We start from the raw sequence: 20,378 nt of genomic DNA, 5'->3' as shown, positions 1-20,378 counted from the left end.
GATGTCCGCCTGACGGGGCGCTTTCTGCCATCAATGTTACGACAAGTCACGTCGCATCAGAAGTGCGTTCAATTGTTCCCCGTTCGGCTGCTTATAGTAGCGTTCGCGGCGTCCGACCACCATGAATCCGGCTCGGTCGTAGAGCCGCCGCGCCGGCTGGTTATTTTCCTCGACCTCAAGAAATATTGTGCGCACGCCGCGTCCTGCCAGGTGGCCGAGATGGGTCATCAGCAGCGTGCGAGAGAGGCCGCGGCCGCGATGGGCCTGATCGACCGCGATCGAGAGAATCTCTGCTTCGTCTGCGCCGATCCGCGACACCGCGAAGCCCACGGTCTTGCGGCCGAGCCGCAACCGGTGCACCAGCGTGTTGCGCTCGCTGAGCATGCTCTCGAACTCGCCTTCGCCCCAACCGCGCGCGAAGGAGGCGCCGTGGAGTTGCGCAAGCCGTGCGACGTCGCGCGCGACAGCCGGCTCGACGACGGCCGTACCGCCGCGCCACCATTCCGACAACCATTTCATCGTGAGCTTGCGGCTTGTGCTGCAAGCGGCAGTTGTGCGGGCGGCTTTGCGTCGGGCGCCCGCAGATAGAACGGCCGCGCCGGATTTGTCGCGGGATCGGCGGCGGCGCCAAGCCATGCGACCCAGCCGATGTCGGGCGCGGGCTGCGCGTCGACCGCGACCGGCTGCGGCATATCTTTCGGCCAGCGCTCGGCGAGGATCTTCGCGGCATTGCCGACCAGATGCGGCGCGCCGAATTGCGACGCCGCGATCGCCTCGTCGATGGGAGCGACGCCCGGCCGCACCAGCTGACTGCCGTCACCGGCCACGATCTGGAAATAGACGTGGTCGTGCCGCGCGTCGATCGCCGAGATCACCGGCGCCGCTCCGCTCTGGCCGACGACGGCGGCGGCATAGGCCGACAAGGTGGTCAGGCCGACGGCGGGCCGCTTCGCAGCAAGCGCAAGGCCGCGGGCGGCCGAAATGCCGACGCGCAGGCCGGTGAAACTTCCGGGGCCCATGGTGACCGCGATGCGCTCGAGCGCTGTGAAGGCGAGGTTGGCTGACTGCATCACGCGCGCGATCATCGGCATCAGCGCTTCGGCGTGGCCGCGCTTCATCAGAAGCTGCTCCTGCGCGAGGAGCTGGCCGGCATCGGTGTCGAGAACGGCAACCGCGCACGCTTCCAGCGCGGTATCGATGGCAAGGATCAGCATGGAACGATGGTAGCACCATCCGTCATGGAATGCTCGTCATCATGGCCGGGCTTGTCCCGGCCATCCACGCCTTTGCGGCCCCAGCCTACATCGGCCGGACTTCGACCACGTCGGGGACGAAGTGCTTGAGCAGGTTCTGGATGCCGTGCTGGAGCGTCGCGGTCGATGACGGGCAGCCGGCGCAGGAGCCCTTCATGTTGAGATAGACGATACCATCCTTGAAGCCGCGGAAAGTGATGTCGCCGCCGTCATTGGCGACCGCTGGCCGCACGCGGGTCTCGATCAGATCCTTGATCATGTCGACCGTCTCGGCATCGGCTTCGTCAAAGAACTCGTCCTCTTCGTCGAGATCGACATCGCTCGCGGCCGCACCGTCGGCGAGCAGCGGCGCGCCGGACATGTAGTGCTCCATGATGGCGCCGAGGATCGCGGGCTTGAGCTGTTGCCATTCACCGTTCGCCTTGGTCACGGTGATGAAGTCCGAGCCGTAGAACACGCCGGTGACGCCGGGGACTTCGAACAGCTTTTCGGCGAGCGGCGAGCGTGCGGCCGATTCGCGGTTGGCAAATTCCATCGGTCCGCCGTCGACCACGACGCGGCCGGGAATGAACTTCAGCGTGGCGGGATTGGGGGTGGCTTCGGTTTGAATGAACATGGTTTTCTCCAGACGTCGCCGGTTCAAGGCCGGCGCGTGCTCTATCCACTAGCAGATGGCGACGGCGAACGCACGGTCAAGGGGTAAGCTGGCCGTTCACCTGTTATATCAGCGGGTTAGGGTACCCGCTTCTTCCCTCTGCCGGCTAACGGGGCGAGGCGAACGAGCAGCAGTCTAGGACAGCGAATCCACGCTCTGGTCGCTGAGCGCGCCGGAAATGACCGTCACCGGCACCGGGAACGTGCCCAGCGCGTGCGCGAGCAGCGCGACCAATGGCCCCGGGCCTTCCGCGCCCGGGTTCGCGGCGAGCACCAGCATGGCGATGTCGGGGTCCTCGTCGATCACCGCCAGCAGCTGTTCCATCGCAGCGCCTTCGCGGATCACCCGTTCCGGCGTGATCGCGGCGATGCCGTTGGCGCGGCCGGCGGCACGGTCGAGCGCGGCTTCGGCCGCCTCATGCGCTTCGGCGCGCATGATGTCGGCGACCCCCAGCCATTCCTGGCTCTGCTGTTCGGGCTCGATGATGCGGAGCATCACCACGCCGCCACCGGCCCGAATCGCCCAGCGGCTGGCGTAATAGACCGCGCGATCCCATTCGGCGGTGTCGTCGACGATGACGAGGCATTTGGGTTTGTGACCCGGCTCGAAGCAAAGTCGCTTGCTGGTCATGCATGTCCCGGAATGTCCACGCTGACATGCTGCCACACTCCGTCGTACTTGGGGAGAGCAGAAGCGAGCCGGCGCCGTGGCGTCGGCCGCGTTTTCGCGAACTTATTATCAGCGCCGACGGATGAAGCCGACGATGTCCTTCGAGAGCTTCATGGTCTCGTCGGCAATCGCGCGCGCGCGGTCGGCGCCATCGTTCAGGATCGCGTCGATATGGCCGGGGTCGGCGACGAGGCGCTTCATCTCGCCGGCAATCGGCGCGAGCTTCGTGACGCACAAATCCACCAGCGCGTTCTTGAAGCTGGAGAACTGGCCGCCGCCGAAATCCCTGAGCACGTCGGCCTTGGAGCGGCCGGAGAGCGCGGCGAAGATACCGACGAGATTGTCGGCCTCGGGACGCGCTTCCAGACCCTTCTCCTCGGTCGGCAGCGGCTCCGGGTCGGTCTTGGCCTTGCGGACCTTCTGCGCGATGGTGTCGGCGTCGTCGGTCAGATTGATGCGCGAATTATCCGACGCATCCGACTTCGACATCTTCTTGGTGCCGTCGCGCAAGCTCATCACGCGCGTCGCCGGGCCCGTGATCAAGGGTTCCGGCAGCGGGAAAAACAGGCCGTCATTGGCGCCCTGGCTGCGGATCGAGTCGGCGAAGTCGTTGTTGAACTTCTGCGCGATGTCGCGCGAGAGCTCAAGATGCTGCTTCTGGTCCTCGCCGACCGGCACGTGGGTGGCGCGGTAGAGCAGAATGTCAGCCGCCATCAGCACGGGATAGTCGAACAGACCGACGGACGCGTTCTCGCGGTCCTTGCCGGCCTTCTCCTTGAACTGGGTCATGCGACCCAGCCAGCCCATGCGCGCGACGCAGTTGAAGATCCAGGCGAGCTCGGCGTGGCCCGAGACCTGGCTCTGGTTGAACACGATGTGCTTGCTCGGATCGATGCCGCTGGCGATGAACGCCGCGGTCACCTCGCGGGTGTTGCGCGCGAGCTCGACTGGTCCGCCCCAGACGTCCACGCCCTGCGTGATCGCGTGCATGTCGACGACGCAATAGATGCAGTTGTGGGTTTCCTGCATCTTCACGAAGTTGACGATTGCGCCGAGATAATTGCCGAGGTGCAGATTGCCCGTCGGCTGGACGCCCGAAAAAACCCGTTCAACGAATGGCATGGCAGCTTCCCTGCAAGATACGGGGCGTCGTTTCCAACAGCGGCGCTGCCCCGTCAAGGGAATTTCGCTGACTTCAGGCGCCGGGATCGGGCTGGGCGGGGCGCTTAAAGGCACCGGCCGCCTCGCGCCAGGACGCGACGCGGAGGATTTGCAGGAGCAAGCCATAGACGACGATTCCGGCGGCGATCTGTGATCCCAGCGCAATGAAGCGGATGAGCCCATGGGCCTGTGAAGGCAAGAGGCCCGCGGTCAGCCACAGCAGGCCGCCCATGGCGAGCGCGGCGAGCACGATTCGCGGCAGCCGCTTGCGGGCGGCGGCGTCGACCGAGAAGCCGAATTCACGCGTGCCTTTCCGGAGCAGCGAGATCGCACTGCTCCAGGCGCCGGCGGCGATGCTGGCGGCGATCCCGCTCGCGCCGAAGAAGTGACCGAGCAGGATCGCGAGCGCGACCGCGACCACGAACCCTTTGGCAGTCGCAAGCAGCGGCGTCATCGTGTCGCTGCGGGCAAAATAGGCCGGGGACAGCGCCTTGATCAGCACGTGCGCCGGCAGTCCCAGCGCCAGCCACATCAGGGCGCGCGCCGTGGCCGCGCTGTCCTCCGCGCCAAAGGCGCCGTGTTCGAACAGCAGCCGCACGATCGGCTCGGCCAGCACGATCAGGCCGAGCGTCGCCGGCAATGCCAGCCCGGTCGCGAGTTCCAGCGCGCGCGATTCCACATGCGCAACCGCGTCACGGTCACCGCTCCTCGCCGCGCGCGTCAGCTCCGGCACCAGCACCGTACCCATGGCGACGCCGACAATACCGAGCGGCAGCTCGATCAAGCGGTTGGCGAAATAGAGCCAGGAGACCGCGGCCGGCGTGGCGGAGGCGATGATCGCGCCGGCAACCATCAGCCATTGCGGGCCGGAGCTCGCGATCATGCCCGGGATCGCCTTGGCGAAGAAGCCGCGCATGTCCTTGTCGAAGCTCACGCGCAACGGTGTCGCCAGACGCGCACTTCGCTGCGACAGCAGCATCAGGAGCTGCAACAGGCCGGCGATGCCGACGGAGGCCGCCAATATCCACGCGGCGACGGTCGCGTCGACGTGCCACAGCAGGAGTGTTGTGATCGCAGCGATCAGGGCGATGTTGAACAGCAGCGGCGAGAACGCGGTGAGTGCAAAGCGACCCTGCGCGTTGAGCAGGCCCATCAGCACCGTGACGGGTCCCGCGAAGGCAAGATAAGGCAGCATCAGCCGCGCATTCTGGACGGCGAGATCGAGCGATGCGCTGCCGACGAAGCCCGGTGCGATGATCATGATGATCAGCGGCATCAGCAGTGCAATCACGATTGAGATTGCGATCAGGCCCGCGCTCACCGAGCCGAGCACGCGTCCCGCGAACGCCGCCGCAACCGCCTCGCCGTCGCGGTCACGAACGCGCAGCCAGGCCGGGATCAGCGCCGCATTCAGCGCCCCCTCGCTGAGCAGGCGCCGCACCACATTGACGAGCTGAAATGCCGCCAGAAACGCGTCCGCCACGGCGCCGGTGCCGAGCAGCGCCGCGATCAGGGAATCGCGTGCAAAGCCCAGCAGCCGTGAAGCCAGTGTCCCCGTCGAGACGGTCAGGAAGGAGCGGATCATCGGAACTGCATAATACCGTTGCTTGCCCGCGAAGGGCCGGCCGTGATAGGCCGCGAGCCAGATTTCAGACCGACAGGAAGCGGATTTCCGCGGGTATCGCAATCCGCCAAACAGGATCAAGGTGAATGGCTGACGTGAAATATGACGTTCTCGGCATCGGCAACGCGCTGTTCGACGTGCTGGTCAAGACCGACGAAGCCTTTCTGGGCAAGCACGGCATGACCAAGGGCAGCATGTCCCTGATCGACGAGGCGCGGGCCGCCGCCATCTACAAGGACATGGGCCCGGCGACGGAAGTTTCCGGCGGTTCGGCCGCCAACACCATCGTCGGCATCGGCAGCCTCGGGGCGCGCGCCGCCTATGTCGGCAAGGTCAAGGACGACCAGATCGGGAAGCTCTACGTCCACGACATCCGCGCGGCCGGCGTCGCCTTCAACACGCCCGCGGCGAAGGACGGTCCTGCGACCGGCTGCTCCTACATCCTGGTGACTGACGACGGCGAGCGCACCATGAACACCTATCTCGGCGCCGCGCAGGACCTGTCGCCCGCCGACATCGACCCGGCCGAGATCGCCGCGGCCGGCATCGTCTACCTCGAGGGCTATCTCTGGGACCCCAAGAACGCCAAGGACGCCTTCGTCAAGGCGGCCAAGATCGCTCATGATGCCAAGCGCAAGGTGGCGCTGACGTTGTCGGATTCCTTCTGCGTCGATCGTTATCGCGACGAGTTCCTGGGGCTGATGCGCAACGGCACCGTCGATATCGTGTTCGCGAACGAGTCCGAGCTGCATTCGCTCTACCAGACCTCGGACTTCGACACCGCGCTCAAGCAGCTGCGCAACGACGTCAATCTCGGCGTGGTCACCCGCAGCGAGAAAGGCTGCGTGGTGGTGACGCCAACTGACGCAGTCGCAGCCCCGGCGTCTCCGATCGCGAAACTCGTGGACACCACCGGGGCCGGCGATCTCTTCGCCGCCGGCTTCCTGTTCGGTCTGGCGCGCAACCTGCCCCACAAGCAGTGCGGCGAACTCGGCGCGCTCGCGGCCGCCGAAGTGATCCAGCACATCGGCGCGCGTCCACAGGTGTCGCTGAAGGAGCTCGCCCGGCAGCGCGGGCTGACGGCTTAAGGTGGAATAGCCTCATCCTCGCTGTCATCGCCCGGCTTGGCCGGGCGATCCAGTACTCCGAGACGGTCGTGGTTCTATCGAGAGGCTCCGGCGTATTGGATTCCCCGCCTTCGCGGGGAATGACAGCTGCGGCTCACGCCGTCTTCGCGGCTTTCAGTCCAAGCCGTTGCTCCACGTCGTCGCGCATCAGGAATTTCTGGACCTTTCCGGTCACGGTCATCGGAAACTCGTCGACGAATTCCACGTACCGCGGAATCTTGTTGTGGGCGATCTGGCCGTCGCAGAAGGTGCGCACCTCTTCCTTCGTCAGCGTCTCGCCGGGCCTGACGCGGATCCAGGCGCAGAGCTCCTCGCCGTAGCGGGTATCCGCAACGCCAAAGATCTGCACGTCCTGAATCTTGGGATGGCGGTAGAGAAATTCCTCGATCTCGCGGGGATAGAGGTTCTCGCCGCCGCGGATCACCATGTCCTTGATGCGGCCGACGATGTTGCAATAACCCTGGTCGTCGATGATGGCGATGTCGCCGGTATGCATCCAGCCGTTGGCGTCGAGCACATCCGCGGTCTTCTCCGGCTCCTCCCAGTAGCCCAGCATCACGCTGTAGCCGCGGGTGCAGAGCTCGCCCCGTTCGCCGCGCTTGACGATCTTGCCCTCGAGATCGACGACCTTGACCTCGACATGCGGATGGATTCGCCCGACCGTCGAGACGCGGCGATCGAGCGGGTCGTCGACGGCGCTTTGGAAGCTGACCGGGCTCGTCTCGGTCATGCCATAGGCGATCGTGACCTCGCCCATGTTCATCTCGCTGTTGACGCGCTTCATCACCTCGATCGGGCAGGGTGCACCGGCCATGATGCCGGTGCGCAGCGATGTCAGATCGAAGTTTGAGAATTCGCCGTGGTCGAGTTCGGCGATGAACATGGTCGGCACACCGTACAGCGCGGTGCATTTTTCCTGCTCGATCGTCCGCAGCGTTGCGAGCGGATCAAACCCCTCGCCGGGATAGACCATCGTTGCGCCGAGCGTGACGGAGGCGAGGTTGCCCATCACCATGCCGAAGCAATGATAGAGCGGCACCGGAATGCAGATGCGGTCCTGTTCGGTCAGGCGCATGGCGCGGCCGACGAAATAGCCGTTGTTGAGAATGTTGTGATGGGTCAGCGTCACGCCCTTGGGCGATCCCGTCGTTCCGCTGGTGAACTGGATGTTGACGGCATCGTCGAATTGCAGCGAGGCACTGAGCGCGGCGAGCTGTTCGCGATGCAGGGTACCGCCCATGCCGGCGACCTCGTCGAACGGGATCGTGCCCGGGCAGGCGGGGCCGCCGATCTGGATCACGATGCGCAAGGCCGGCAGCCGCGCCGCGCGCAATTGCCCGGGCTTGGCGCTCGCGAGCTCCGGCAACAGCGTGTTGAGCATGTCCATGTAGTTGCTGGTCTTGAATGCCGTCGCGGTGACGATGGCGCTGCATCCGACCTTGTGAAACGCGAATTCCAGCTCGCTCAGCCGGTAGGCCGGATTGATCGTCACCAGGATGAGGCCGGCCTTGGCGGCGGCAAACTGGGTCAGTGTCCATTCCGGCCGGTTCAGCGACCAGATGCCGATCCGCCCGCCGCGTTCGAGGCCGAGCGCGACAAAGCCGGCGGCGAGCGCGTCGACCCGCTGGGCAAACTCTCCCCATTTCCATCTCACGCCGTGGCTGGGCGAGACCAGCGCCTCACGATCGCTCCAGCGCCGCGCGGCCTGATCGAGGCTGCGCCCGATGGTGTCGCCGAGCAGCGGCGTGTCGGAGGTGCCGCAAACGTAACTGTCGGCTTTGTCTGCCAAGATCGTGTCCTCCAGTCAGGTGCGTGCACGGCCGGGACAACAAGCCCGGCCGTGACGCGTCGTGAGAGTCAGGCGCGCCTCACGCCGCCTTCTGCCCGCTTCCCGCATCGAGCCCGGCATAGACGCCGCGCTCGAAGCCGGCAAAAGCCTCGAGACACTTTGCGTCGGCGAATGGCAGCAGCTGCATCAGGATCACGCCGGTGACGTCGCGCGCCGGGTCGATCCAGTAATAGGTGTTGGCGAGGCCCGCCCAGGCGAGGCTGCCCGCGCTGCGGCCCTCGGCGGTCTTGGCGGTGTTGATCATGAAGCTGAGGCCCCACTTCTTCACCTGCTCCGGATAGAGATCGACGTCATTGGTGTACATCGGCGCCGCCGTGGTCATCTTGCCCATGGCGAGGTCGCCGATGTGGTTCTGCCCCATCGTCGCGATGGTCTCGGCCTTCAGCACCTGATTGCCGTTGCCGCGGCCCTTGTTCAAGATCATCTGGGTAAACCTGATATAGTCGGCCGCGGTCGAATAAAGGCCGCCGCCGCCCATGTGGAATTCCGGCTCCTGCTCGAGCTCGAACGGGATCGCGGCGAGCTGGCCATCCTCGCCGCGCGCATGCATGCCGACCAGACGCTTGCGCATGTCGTCGGTGATCTTGAAAGCGGTATCGCTCATGCCGAGCGGTGCGAACAGATTGTCGCGCAGATAGGCATCGAGGCGCTTGCCGCTGACGGCTTCCACCGCCTTGCCGACGAAATCGATATTGGTGCCGTATTCCCAGCGCGTGCCGGGGTCGGTCATAACCGGCGTCTTCAACGCCGCGTTCTGGCAGGTGGTGATGGCGGGGATGCCGGATTTCTCGAGATGGATCGCGAGATCGCCGTTCCACATGTTGTAGGCAAAGCCGGCGGTGTGGGTCATGAGTTGGCGCAGCGTGATCGGCCCCTTGGCCGGCCGCAGCTTGGCTTCGCCCTTGGCATCGAAACCTTCGAGCACCTGCGGCTTGGCGAGATCGGGCAACACCTCGCCGATCGGCGCATCCAGCGACAGCTTGCCTTGCTCGACGAGCTGCATCGCGCCCGCTGATGTCACCGCCTTCGTCATCGATGCGATCCAGAACACGCTGTCGGCGGTCATCGCATCCGGCTTGGACAGGTCGCGTTTGCCGAACGCGCCCTGATACAGCACCTCGGTACCGCTGGCGGCGATGGCGACGACGCCGGGAATCTCCCTGGCCTCGCTCTTCTGGCGCAGAATCTGGTCGATCTCAGCTTTGCCTTGCATCCGCGTTTCCTCCGGTTTGATTATTGTTGGAAGCGATCGATTGTCCTCCCGCGTGCGCCGCGCGGCAAGCACATCCGCGTACCTGCCGCGGTCGCGATGTCGTGACTTGACGGTCGGCTCCCCTCGCACGACGACAAGGCGGTTGACCTGCAACACTCCGTCACAATCTGTGGTGGATGGCCGCAACCAGCCGTGACCGTGGATGGGTGCTGGCGAGATGTTTCGACTGTTTGAAGCACTTGAAACATTTTGTGAGCTGCGGCGTTCAGCTCTCGGCCGATCGACGGTCAACGTTAAGACTTGATGCAAATTGGCGGCCGCCCACCGGCCGCGAGGGGGGACCTCAGATGATTTCGACCTGGAGCGAATGGAAGCGCTATCCCCGTCCCGGACGGGGCGAGAATCTCGAAGCGCCGATCGCGCCCGGCATCTACGAGGTCCGCATCGCCGGCACCGGCGCACTTTATTCCTTCGGCGCTGTCGACAATCTGGCACAGGCGCTGGCGCTGCTGCCGGTCGGTTCAAAGTCCTGGTTCGGCCGCCGCAACGCGTCCGACGTTCCTGATCTCGAATACCGGACCTGCGCAACCTCCTCGAAGGCCGACGCCAAGGCCGCCGCCGAGCGCATGATCGGGCGGCGCGAGACCTATCTGAGCGGCGCGGCGTAACTCCGCCGCTCCGAGCCTGGCTCCCAGCAGATGTGCGTTGCGGGACGGTGCATTGCGCGCCGCGTCTCCCTATATTCCGGCCGAACCGGAACAGCCCGCAAAAGCCCCGCAGGAGCAACGCCATGACCCCGACCGCCGCCGCACGTGCCCAGCACGCCACGTCCAATCTGCGCGACCGGTTGAAGGACCCGTCGCTGCTGAAGGAGGCCTGCTACATCGACGGCACCTGGGTCGGCTCGCCGGTCTTCGCCGTCAACAATCCCGCAACCGGCATCGAGCTTGCAAAGGTTCCGCAGCTTTCGGCCGATGACGCCACCAGGGCGGTCGAGGCCGCCGAGCGCGCGTTCCCGGGCTGGGCCAAGCACACCGCCAAGCAGCGCTCCAATATTTTGCGCAAATGGTTCGAGCTGATCATCGCCAATCGCGAGGACCTCGCGCTGATCCTCACCTCCGAGCAGGGCAAGCCGCTCGCCGAAGCGCTCGGCGAGGTCGACATCGGCGGCGCCTATGTCGAATTTTTCGCCGAGGAGGCCCGCCGCGTCTATGGCGAGACGATTCCGACGCAGCGGCCGGATGCGCGCTTGCTCGCGATCAAGCAGCCGATCGGCGTCTGCGGCGCGATCACGCCGTGGAATTTCCCGAACTCGATGATCACACGAAAGGTTTCGCCGGCGCTTGCGGCCGGGTGCACCGTGGTGCTGAAGCCCGCCAATGAAACGCCGCTGTCGGCGCTGGCGCTTGCCGCGCTCGCGGAGAGAGCCGGCGTGCCCAAGGGTGTGTTCAACATCGTCACGGGCGATGCAGCGCCGATCGGCAAGGTGTTGTGCGAGCATCCGGCCGTGCGTTTCGTCGGCTTCACCGGCTCGACCGCGGTCGGCAAGATTCTCTACCGGCAGGCCTCCGTCGGCGTGAAGCGGCTCGGCCTCGAGCTCGGCGGCAACGCGCCGTTCGTGGTGTTCGACGACGCCGACATCGATGCGGCGGTCGACGGCGCGATCGTCTCGAAATACCGCAACATGGGCCAGACCTGCGTCTGCGCCAACCGCATCTACGCCCAGGACAAGATCTACGACGAGTTCGTGCAGAAGCTGTCGAAGAAAGTCGCGGCGATGAAGATCGGTGACGGTACCGAGAACGGCGTCACGCAGGGCCCACTGATCAATTTGAAAGCGGTCGACAAGGTCGAGCGCCATATCGCGGACGCCGTCAAGCGCGGCGCCAGGATCGTCACCGGCGGCAAGCGCAGCGAGCTCGGGCGTTCGTTCTTCGAGCCGACGGTGCTTGCCGACGTCGAGCCGGACTCGCTGGTGGCGCAGGAGGAAACCTTCGGCCCGCTCGCACCTGTGATCCGCTTCAAGGACGAGGCCGACGTCATCGCGATGTGCAACGCCTCGCCGTTCGGGCTCGCCTCCTACTTCTACTCCCGCGATCTCGGCCGCGTCTGGCGCGTCGCCGAGGCGCTGGAATCCGGCATGGTCGGCGTCAACACCGGCCTGATCACCACCGAAGTGGCGCCCTTCGGCGGCGTCAAGGAAAGCGGCCTCGGCCGCGAAGGCTCGCATCACGGCATGGAAGAATATGTCGAGATCAAATATGTGATGATGGCGGGGGTTTAGCTGCTGGTCGCCGTGGCCTGAAACGCGGCATCTACGGCGTTCGCCGTCCTCCCGTGAGGGCCTAACGTTCTCTGCAGCAGGGCTCAATGCAACGGCCCCTACGCAGGAGAACGTGATGACCAAACTAAGTGAGCTGGCGATCGAAGCCCATGGTGGGCTTCAGCGCTGGAACCAGTTCGAGCAGGTCGCGGCCGACCTTCAGCAGGGGGGCGTGTTGTGGTCCTTGAAAGGGCAGCCCGAGACGCTTCAGCAGACCACCGTGACGGCTGGTCTGCGCCAGGAATGGGCGTCCCACTCGCCCTTCGGCGCCGAGCGCCGCCGTTCGCGGTTCGAGCCGGGGCGGGTCGCCCTCGAAGCGGCCGACGGCACGGTGCTCGACGAGCTTCGTGACCCGCGCAGCAGCTTTGCAGGTCATACTCTGCAAACGCCGTGGACCGATCTCCAGCTCGCCTATTTCGCCGGCTGCGCCATGTGGACTTACCTCAACACCCCGTTCGTGCTCGCCTGGCCCGGAGTCGAGGCAGAAGAGCTGGAGCCGGTGCGTACGAATGACGGGCTGTGGCGCCGTCTTGCGGTCCGTTTTCCAAATGACATCGCAACGCACAGTGCGGTGCAGACGCTCTATTTCGATGCGGACGGACTCTTGAAGCGGCACGATTACGACGTGGAGATCGCCGGCAATACGCCCGGCGCGCATCTGATCGATGGCTATGTCGAGGTCTCGGGCATCCGGTTTCCGACCAAGCGTCGCATTTATGCACGGCAACCCGACGGCAGCTTCAGCACCGAGCCGCTGGTCGTCTCGATCGATCTGTCCAATATCCGGCTGAGCTGATTTGAGGCACGTCAGAGCATGGCGAGTGGCCCAGCCTCCTTGCGGAAGGTCCGCGGCGCCTCGCCATGCACGCGGACAAAAGCCTGTCGCATGCGCTCACGGGTCGCAAAGCCGGTCTCGCGCGCCACGACCTCGATCGGCAAACGAGTCTGCTCCAGCATCAGCTTCGCGGATTCGAGGCGCAAGGCTTCGACGGCCTTGGCCGGCGTCGTGCCGGTCGCCGAGCGGAAGAGTCGCGTGAATTGCCGCGGGCTGAGACAGGCGGCGCGGGCCAAATCCTCGATCGTGAGGCTCTCGCGCAGGTTTTGCCGGGCGTAGTTCAGGGCCTTCTGGATCCTGTCTTCGCTCGTTCCGACCTCCAGCAAAACCGAATGCTGCGATTGTCCGCCGGGGCGGCTGTGGTACATGACCATGCCTTTGGCCACGGAGCGAGCCCTCTCGGCACCGAGGTCTCGTTCGATCATGCCGACGACCATGTCGGTGCCGGCGCTCATGCCGGCAGACGTCCAGATCTGGCCGTCGGCAATGAAGATCTTGTCGGCGTCCACATTGCAACCCGGGAATCTGGCCTGCATCTCCTGTGCGTAGCGCCAATGCGTGGTCGCTCGCCGCCCGTTCAACAGCCCGGCGTCACCGAGCACGAACGAGCCGAGACAGATCGACGAAACCCGCCGCGCATTCCGGGCCGCTGCGCGAAGCAGCCGGACGAGGCCGGGTGATGAGGTTGGAATGTCGAGGCCCGCCGCGACGATGAGGGTGTCGAAAGCGGCCTGATCGAAAGGCTCCGTCATGACTTGCATCCCAGCAGACGAGGTGACCAGCCCGCCGTCTTCCGAGAACGCACGAACATCGTAGATTTTTTCTCCAGCCTGCTTGTTCGCCACGTCGAAAGCGGCGACGGCGCCGAAACAGACGGCCTGGAAGCTCGGAGACAGAACCAAGCCGATTCTCATGATGACTCCTGGATGCGACGGACCACCTGTTTGTGCGCCTGCTCCCCTCGCCAATTGGATGGCCGAAATGATGGCATCTACGTCCTGTCGATGCCGTAAGCCGGCTGATACGTCTCCACCCTCGAGCGCGGGAAGACGACATACATATGGCGAGCGTCATATATGGAGTGCTCGCCGTCGTGCCAGCAGCCATCCGTGCACTTCAAGAAAAAGGAAAAGGCATGTCCCTTGAAACGGCGCGAACGGAATTGATCGAGGCCGGCGGTATGCGCTTTGCCTTCAGGCGCCTCGACCCGGCAAAGGGTATGCCACTGGTCCTGCTTCAGCATTTCACAGGCAACATGGATTCCTGGGATCCGGCCGTGGTGAACCGGCTCGCGGAAACCAGGCCGGTCATCGTTTTTAACAATGCGGGCGTCGGCACGAGCTCCGGCGCGACGCCGGACAACGTCGAGCAGATGGCGGCGGATGCCGAAACTTTCATCAGGGCGCTCGATCTCGGTGAGGTCGATCTTCTCGGCTTCTCGCTCGGTGGCATGATCGCTCAGGTGCTCGCTGCCCGGGGGACGGGGCTCGTCCGCAAGATGATCGTGGCGGGAGCGGCGCCGCGCGGCGGCGAGGAGCATCTGATGGCCGTCGTCAACGACGCCTTTGCCCGTGGGGCTGCCGATGTCAGGCTGCCGCTGTTCTTTACGCCCTCCGAGGCCAGCCAGCGCGCCGGTAGGGGCTTTATCGCGCGAGCGACTGCGCGCGCACAGGACCGGGATCCCGAAAGCGGAGACAGTGTGAGCGAACCTCAGGCGAAGGCGATCATCACCTGGTGTGCCCGCAAGGACGAGGCGTCCATCCTCCGCGCAATCGCGCAGCCCACCTTGATTGTTCACGGCAGCGACGATTCAATGTTCCCGAGCATCAACGCCTACAACATGTTCAAGGCGATGAGTGATGCGCAGCTCATCCTGTATCCCGACTCCGGACACGGCGCACCTTTCCAATACCCGGATTTGTTCGTAGCACATTGCAGAACGTTTCTGGATGCGAGGGCTACCGCCTGAGCACCGCGATCGTGCGGTTCGCAAAGGTCAGCCGCTCCGCCATGACCGACACGAAATAGGTCAGCAGCTTGTGGCTGAGCGCTGGATCCTCGGTCTTGATGGCGTCGAACTGGTGCGTATTCAGCACGTAGAGCACGCTGTCGACCTCGGCCTGGATGGTCGCGCTGCGCGGTGTCTGTGACACCAGCCCCATCTCGCCGATCGTGGTGTAACGGCCGAGGCTGCGCACGCGTGTGGTGCGGTCGTGATCGGCCGGGATCATGATGCCGACGCGGCCGTCGAGGATGAAATGCATGGAATCGGCGGGGGCGCCGGCCTGCACGATGACCTCGCCGGCTTCGACCTCGATGCGCTGGCAGCGGCGGATCAGCTCGTCGGCGCCGTCTTCGCTGCCGAGCATTCGCGTGAACCAGTCACGCAGGCTGGCTTCTTCCTGCGCCAGCTCCTGATGCTGCGAGATGAGCTCGTTCTCGCACCATTCCAGCGCGCGATCGAGCTTGGGGATGATGGTGACGCCCTCGCCGACGAAGTCGCTGGAGCGCAGCACCTTCTCGGCCGCAGCCGACAGATGCACCAGGATCAGCTCGACTCCGAGATCGCCGGCGCTGCGCTTGATCTGGGCGAAACTATAGGCAGCCGATGAATCCACGCCGGTGACGAGCTTGAAGTCAAACAGCAGATAGCGGCACTCGGGGCGTTCCTGCAGCAGCTGCTTGACGTGCTGGTAGAGCCGGTTGGCGGAGCCGAAGAAGAGATAGCTCTGGAGATTGAGGCCCTGGATCTTGCCCCCGTGGGCAAGCAGCACGTCCTGGTCGTCGCGCGAGCGGTCGAGCGAGGAGCGGTACTCCGAGCCGTCGAAACTGTATTTGATCGACTCGACCCGCGCGGCGCTGAACGCAAACGTCGCGCAGCCGATGATGACGCCGATCAGGATGCCCGGAACGAAACCCCAGGCCACGATGATCGCGATGATGGCGATCAGCGAGAGATATTCGAGCTTCGACAGCCGCTTGCGCGACTCGATGATCCATTTGTGCAACTGGTCGGCGCCGAGATAGAGCAACAGGCCGCCGAGCACGCATTTGGGGATGAAGCCGAGCAGCTCGGGTGCGACGGCAAGCACCAGCAGCGACAGCGCTGCGGCGGTGAGGCCGGACAGTCGCCCGCGGCCGCCGCTGCCGAAATTGAGCATCGAGCGGCTGGTCGAGCTGCAACCGGGGTAGCCGCCCAGCATGCCGGTCAGGATGTTGGCGGCGCCGGTGACGTTCAGCTCACACTCCAGATTGGCTTCGCGACGCGTGGCCACCTCGATGCCGGTGGTGTTGAACAGCGTGCTGGAGGCCGTGACGAAGATGACGGCGACGACATTGCCAAGCAGGTCCGGTATGGCAAACCAGGGATAGCGGGCGAGATCGTCGGTATGCCAGGGCAGCATGAAGACCGCTTGCGGCGGTGGCTGAAAGGTCCAGCCCAATGTGCGCGCCTCATCGAAGGAAACGCCGGTGATCCAGAACGCCAGATGCGCGGTGAGCACGCCGCCGACCAGGATGATCGGCAGTCCGAACGGGCTGCGCGAGCGGTGCCAGGTGAGATACAGCACCAGCGCCATCGCGCAGGCGGCACCGAGCTCCAGCAGGATGGTGCGGTCGGCGAAGTGCGACAGCGTCGTGAACTGCAGCGGATGGTCGGTGATCACCCGGACCGCACCCATGACGATGAGAAGTCCGGTGGCGCCGAGGAAGCCGCCGACCACCGGATAAGGCACGTAACGGATGGCGCGGCCAAGCCGCGTCAGGCCCAGTCCACACAGCACCAATCCTGTCAGCATCGTCGACAGGCCGAGCGTGATCAGGATCGGGGACAGCAACGGCGTCGACAGGTTCGCCGTCTCGATGCGTTCGACCACCGAGGCCGCCAGGATACCCGTCACCGCGGCGGTCGAGCTGTCGGGGGCTGCAATCGCGAAGGGCAGCGAGCTGCCGAGCTCGACGACGGCCGCAAGCACCGCGGAGCTGACGAAAGTGGCCGTGATGCCGTAGGACAGGTAGGGCGACAACGGCCCCGCGAAGATCAGCAGCGCGTAGGACAGTCCGAACGTGACGGTCAGGACGCTGGCGGCGCTCCCGCCCAATATATCGTTCAGCGCGCGCTTGAGGGCCGGATTGAGCCCGGTCGACGGAGTGAAGCCAATCGCTGGATCTGTCACGCCGTGCCACTCGCTGAGTATTCCCCTCCGAGAGGTAGACGACTGGAGACTTAGCGCAACAAGATTCTTGCAAGCCGGATGGAAGAAACCGAAGCGCCCGCCATTCGGTGTCGTCCTGGCGAAAGCCAGGACCCATTATCCCAGGGAGGAGTCGTGGCGCGAGGTGACGGCCACAGTCTTCGCCAAACCGCGCCCGGTGTAATGGGTCCTGGATCGGCGCTCACTTCGTTCGCTGGTCCAGGACGACGCTAAGGCCTGCACTAGATCTTGAGTTCGCTTCCCGTCACGCGGCGATATGCTTCCAGATACCGCTTGCTGGTCGCGTCCACCACGCTTGCGGGCAAAGGCGGCGGCGGGGCGTCGCCGTTCCAGCGGCCGGCGCGGCGCTCGACATCGAGATAGTCGCGCAAGGGCTGCTTGTCGAAGCTCGCCTGCGGCTGGCCGGGTTTGTAGGCATCGACGGCCCAGAAGCGCGAACTATCCGGCGTCATGACTTCGTCGATCAGGATGATGCGGCCGTCCTTGTCGCGGCCGAATTCGAACTTGGTGTCGGCGATGATAATGCCCTGTTCGCGGGCGAGCTCCTCGCCGAGCGTGTAGATCGCGCGCGTCATGCTCTCGAGCGTGTAGGCCGTCTCGTCGCCGACGACCTCGCGCATTTTTGCGATGGTAATGTTCTCGTCATGGCCGGTCTCGGCCTTGGTCGCCGGGCTGAAGATCGAGGGCTCCAGCTTCTCGCTCTCGACCAGGCCCGCCTTCAGCTTCTCGCCGGCCAGCGTTCCGCTTGCTGCATATTCCTTCCAGGCCGAGCCCGAGAGATAACCGCGGATCACGCATTCGATCGGAAACACCGTGGTCCGGCGGCACAGCATGGCGCGGCCGAGAATCTCGGCGCGATGCGGCTTCAAGGCCGGCACGGCGGCGATGATCTCGTCGGTGTCGGCGCTGATCATGTGATGCGGCACCACGCCTTCGAGCTCGTTGAACCAGAAGGCGCTGATTTGCGTCAGTACCGCGCCCTTCATCGGGATGGTCTCGCCCATCACGACATCGAAGGCGCTGATGCGGTCCGTGGTGACGAGCAGCAGGCGGTCGTCGTCGACGGCGTAGATATCGCGCACCTTGCCGCGCCCGATCTTGGGCAGGGGCAGGTCGCTGGAGAGCATGGTGGTCATCGGCAGAACTTTCGGGGCAAGGTCTTGCGACGGGACATCCGGCCGCGCCTGATCGCGCGACCGGAAGCCGGATTAGCCTATTCCGGCAGCGGAATGAACTCATGTTCCTGCGGAACTGCGGCGAAGCGGCCGGTTTTCCAGTCCCGCTTGGCCTGCTCGATCCGCTCCTTGCTGGAGGAGACGAAATTCCACCAGATGTGGCGCGGGCCCTCCAGGGCGTCGCCGCCCAGAAACATCATCCGCGTGGCCTTGAGCGCCTTCACCGTGATGCGGTCGCCCGGGCGGAAGATCAGCAGTCGCGGCCCTTCGTAGCGCTCGTTCGCGATCTCGACCTCGCCGTCGACCACGTAAATGGCGCGCTCCTCATGATCAGGGTCGAGCGGCACGACCGCGCCCGCGGCCGCCGTGACCTCGGTATAGAACCACGGCGACACCATCGAAACAGGTGAGGTGATGCCGAAGGACGAGCCCGCGATCACCTTTGCGGTGAAGTCGCGCTCGGTGACCATCGGCAGGTCACCCGCGCCGTAGTGCTGGAACGACGGGGCGATCTCTTCCGATCCGGCCGGCAGCGCGATCCAGCTTTGCAGGCCCAGCATCTTCTGCCCCGAGGCGCGCTGCACATCCGGCGTGCGCTCGGAATGCGCGATGCCGCGGCCGGCCGTCATCAAATTCATCGCGCCAGGCTGGATCTCCTGGATGTTGCCCTCACTGTCGCGATGCATGATCGCGCCGTCGAACAGATAGGTGACCGTGGCAAGCCCGATATGCGGGTGCGGCCGCACGTCCATGCCCTTGCCGGAGACGAACTGCACCGGCCCGAAATGGTCGAAGAAGATGAAGGGCCCGACCATCTGCCGCTTGCCGTGCGGCAACGCGCGCCGCACCGCGAAGCCGTCGCCGAGATCGCGCGTGCGCGGCACGATGACGAGATCGAGCGCATCGCAGGACATGGGATCGCCGAGCACGGGATCGTTCGAGGGTTGCCAGCTCATGGTAAAACTCCGTCTAAATTGCTTGGGCTCGATACTAGCAGGATTCCGCGCCAGCGTCGCGGCTAAGCCCGCTGTTATGCCCCGCGAAGGCGGGGCATCCAGTACGCGGCGGCCTATCCGTTCAATCATGGCCGTCTCGGAGTACTGGATCGTCCGGTCAAGCCGGACGATGACAGCTGTGGTGCGGATGGTGCTTGAAAACATACGCCTGACGAAGGATGTTCGGCTGATGTCAACCGCGACCCATCGCAACACCCGATGACCCCAGCCGCAGCCGAGCTCGCCTTTCGCGCCGCCGCCGTGGCGCTGCTGCTGGTGTTGGCAGCGTCATTACTCTCGGATTTCCGCAATGTGCTGGCAGCCCGGCTCGGTGCGGCCTTTGCGCTCGGCTCGGCCGCGCATGCTGTGAGCTATTCTGTCGGAACATCATCGCTGGTACCGGCATGGCATGCGCCGCTGATCGCGTTGTCGACCGGCAATATCGTGGTGTTCTGGCTGTTCACGCGCGCGCTGTTCGACGATGAGTTTCGCCTGCGCCGGTGGCACGGATTGACCTGGGCGTTGGTGGCAGCCTTCAGCTTCGTCAGCTGTCTCTGGATCGCACCCGGCGGACATGTCCGGGTCGCCGTCACCGCGGTGAACCTGATCGTGCTCGGCTTCATTGCGCTCGCGATCGTGCAGACGATCGCCTCATGGTCAGCCGATCTGGTCGAGCGCCGCCGCCGCGTCCGTATCTTCATTGTCTGTGCTGCCGCGCTCTATGGCGGATTGAACGCGCTGCTCCAGATCCTCGCCGGCAGCGACGTCGGCGACGTCGCCAATACCGTCAATACCGGCGTGCTTGCCAGCATCGTCACGGCCATCGCCTATGCGATGATGCGCGTCGATGGCGCCGACCTGTTTCCAGCTGCTGCGGAGGCTGCGCCCGCGATCGCGGCGAGCCAGCCTGTCGGCGAGGATGCCGCCGACCAAAAGCTCATCGACGCCCTGATGCGGCTAATGGCGGACGAGCGGATCTATCGGCAGGAGAACATCAGCATCGGCGTGCTGGCGGGCCGGCTGAAAATTCCCGAATACCGGCTGCGCCGGCTGATCAACCAGGGGCTCGGCTACCGCAATTTCAATGTGTTCCTGAACAGCCACCGGATCGAGGAGGCCAAGGCCGCGCTGGCCGATCCCGCCCAGGCCGAGGTCCCGGTCATCACCATCGCGATGGACTCCGGCTTCCAGTCGCTCGGTCCCTTCAACCGCGCCTTCAAGGCCGTGACCGGCGTGACGCCGACGGAATATCGTCGGCTCAAGGTGAATGCTGTCTAACCTTTAG

Annotated in this window: 18 protein-coding genes; 6 read left to right on the top strand and 12 right to left on the bottom strand. The window is 64.9% G+C overall.

Annotated elements, in window-relative coordinates; translation table 11 throughout:
* Nucleotides 1-36 precede the first annotated feature (36 nt).
* The 6 genes from rimI to murJ all read right to left on the bottom strand — a co-directional run bounded on the left by rimI (nucleotide 37) and on the right by murJ (nucleotide 5,323).
* On the bottom strand, nucleotides 37-519 hold the full coding sequence (gene rimI, locus RX329_RS00160; protein WP_018455811.1) for a ribosomal protein S18-alanine N-acetyltransferase: 483 nt from the start codon (nucleotides 517-519) through the stop codon (nucleotides 37-39).
* Entirely contained in the window at nucleotides 516-1,214 is a 699-nt protein-coding gene (gene tsaB / locus RX329_RS00155) for a tRNA (adenosine(37)-N6)-threonylcarbamoyltransferase complex dimerization subunit type 1 TsaB (protein ID WP_018455812.1), read from the bottom strand. The genes rimI and tsaB overlap by 4 nt, the downstream gene beginning before the upstream one ends.
* Before the next feature lie 85 nt (nucleotides 1,215-1,299).
* Nucleotides 1,300-1,869 (bottom strand): NifU family protein, encoded by a 570-nt coding sequence (locus RX329_RS00150; RefSeq protein ID WP_026233032.1) that lies wholly within the window; start codon nucleotides 1,867-1,869, stop codon nucleotides 1,300-1,302.
* Between the two features lie 174 nt (nucleotides 1,870-2,043).
* Complete coding sequence (locus tag RX329_RS00145) at nucleotides 2,044-2,538, bottom strand: universal stress protein (RefSeq protein WP_018455814.1); 495 nt, start codon at nucleotides 2,536-2,538, stop codon at nucleotides 2,044-2,046.
* Between the two features lie 108 nt (nucleotides 2,539-2,646).
* Entirely contained in the window at nucleotides 2,647-3,699 is a 1,053-nt protein-coding gene (gene trpS / locus RX329_RS00140; protein WP_063992141.1) for a tryptophan--tRNA ligase, read from the bottom strand.
* 73 nt (nucleotides 3,700-3,772) lie between these two features.
* Entirely contained in the window at nucleotides 3,773-5,323 is a 1,551-nt protein-coding gene (gene murJ, locus RX329_RS00135) for a murein biosynthesis integral membrane protein MurJ (protein ID WP_085349870.1), read from the bottom strand.
* 125 nt (nucleotides 5,324-5,448) lie between these two features.
* Here murJ and RX329_RS00130 point away from each other — a divergent pair, with 125 nt between their 5' ends.
* Nucleotides 5,449-6,450 carry an adenosine kinase gene (locus RX329_RS00130; RefSeq protein WP_085349869.1) on the top strand — a complete coding sequence of 334 codons (1,002 nt, stop codon included), beginning with the start codon at nucleotides 5,449-5,451 and terminating at the stop codon, nucleotides 6,448-6,450.
* Nucleotides 6,451-6,583: 133 nt separating this feature from the next.
* Here the strand turns inward: RX329_RS00130 and RX329_RS00125 are convergent, their stop codons facing one another.
* Together RX329_RS00125 and RX329_RS00120 are read right to left on the bottom strand one after the other, a co-directional pair.
* Nucleotides 6,584-8,278, bottom strand: coding sequence for an AMP-binding protein (locus tag RX329_RS00125; protein ID WP_085349868.1), 1,695 nt, complete (start codon nucleotides 8,276-8,278; stop codon nucleotides 6,584-6,586).
* 79 nt (nucleotides 8,279-8,357) lie between these two features.
* Nucleotides 8,358-9,551, bottom strand: a complete 1,194-nt coding sequence (locus tag RX329_RS00120) for a serine hydrolase domain-containing protein (protein ID WP_085385547.1) — start codon at nucleotides 9,549-9,551, stop codon at nucleotides 8,358-8,360.
* A gap of 347 nt (nucleotides 9,552-9,898) precedes the next feature.
* Between RX329_RS00120 and RX329_RS00115 the strand changes: the two genes are divergently transcribed.
* From RX329_RS00115 to RX329_RS00105, 3 genes are all read left to right on the top strand, one after another.
* Nucleotides 9,899-10,219: a hypothetical protein gene (locus tag RX329_RS00115; protein WP_007603877.1), complete on the top strand. Its 321-nt coding sequence runs from the start codon at nucleotides 9,899-9,901 to the stop codon at nucleotides 10,217-10,219.
* A gap of 122 nt (nucleotides 10,220-10,341) precedes the next feature.
* Complete coding sequence (locus tag RX329_RS00110; RefSeq protein WP_018455820.1) at nucleotides 10,342-11,835, top strand: NAD-dependent succinate-semialdehyde dehydrogenase; 1,494 nt, start codon at nucleotides 10,342-10,344, stop codon at nucleotides 11,833-11,835.
* Between the two features lie 115 nt (nucleotides 11,836-11,950).
* A complete protein-coding gene (locus RX329_RS00105) occupies nucleotides 11,951-12,670 on the top strand; it encodes a hypothetical protein (protein WP_085349866.1) in 720 nt (239 codons plus the stop codon).
* A gap of 11 nt (nucleotides 12,671-12,681) precedes the next feature.
* On the opposite strand, the gene RX329_RS00100 is transcribed toward RX329_RS00105, so the two are convergent.
* The gene (locus RX329_RS00100) at nucleotides 12,682-13,623 is read right to left on the bottom strand and encodes a GlxA family transcriptional regulator (protein WP_018455822.1); all 942 of its coding nucleotides are present in this window, start codon (nucleotides 13,621-13,623) and stop codon (nucleotides 12,682-12,684) included.
* Between the two features lie 221 nt (nucleotides 13,624-13,844).
* Between RX329_RS00100 and RX329_RS00095 the strand changes: the two genes are divergently transcribed.
* Nucleotides 13,845-14,678, top strand: a complete 834-nt coding sequence (locus tag RX329_RS00095) for an alpha/beta fold hydrolase (RefSeq protein WP_085349865.1) — start codon at nucleotides 13,845-13,847, stop codon at nucleotides 14,676-14,678.
* Here the strand turns inward: RX329_RS00095 and RX329_RS00090 are convergent.
* From RX329_RS00090 to RX329_RS00080, 3 genes are all read right to left on the bottom strand, one after another.
* The gene (locus RX329_RS00090; RefSeq protein ID WP_085362001.1) at nucleotides 14,668-16,884 is read right to left on the bottom strand and encodes an SLC26A/SulP transporter family protein; all 2,217 of its coding nucleotides are present in this window, start codon (nucleotides 16,882-16,884) and stop codon (nucleotides 14,668-14,670) included. The two genes, RX329_RS00095 and RX329_RS00090, sit on opposite strands and share 11 nt — an antisense overlap.
* 260 nt (nucleotides 16,885-17,144) lie before the next feature.
* Entirely contained in the window at nucleotides 17,145-18,059 is a 915-nt protein-coding gene (locus tag RX329_RS00085) for a phosphoribosylaminoimidazolesuccinocarboxamide synthase (RefSeq protein WP_018455824.1), read from the bottom strand.
* A gap of 77 nt (nucleotides 18,060-18,136) precedes the next feature.
* The gene (locus RX329_RS00080; RefSeq protein ID WP_085362000.1) at nucleotides 18,137-19,054 is read right to left on the bottom strand and encodes a pirin family protein; all 918 of its coding nucleotides are present in this window, start codon (nucleotides 19,052-19,054) and stop codon (nucleotides 18,137-18,139) included.
* A 258-nt stretch (nucleotides 19,055-19,312) separates the two neighbouring features.
* Here RX329_RS00080 and RX329_RS00075 point away from each other — a divergent pair, with 258 nt between their 5' ends.
* The gene (locus RX329_RS00075; protein ID WP_085361999.1) at nucleotides 19,313-20,371 is read left to right on the top strand and encodes an AraC family transcriptional regulator; all 1,059 of its coding nucleotides are present in this window, start codon (nucleotides 19,313-19,315) and stop codon (nucleotides 20,369-20,371) included.
* Nucleotides 20,372-20,378 lie beyond the last annotated feature (7 nt).

This window comes from Bradyrhizobium sp. BWC-3-1, assembly GCF_032917965.1.
In the GTDB taxonomy this organism is placed as follows: Bacteria; Pseudomonadota; Alphaproteobacteria; order Rhizobiales; family Xanthobacteraceae; genus Bradyrhizobium; species Bradyrhizobium canariense_D.
Note: the sequence above shows the minus strand (reverse complement) of the source record. Positions and strands in the feature narration are given on the sequence as shown.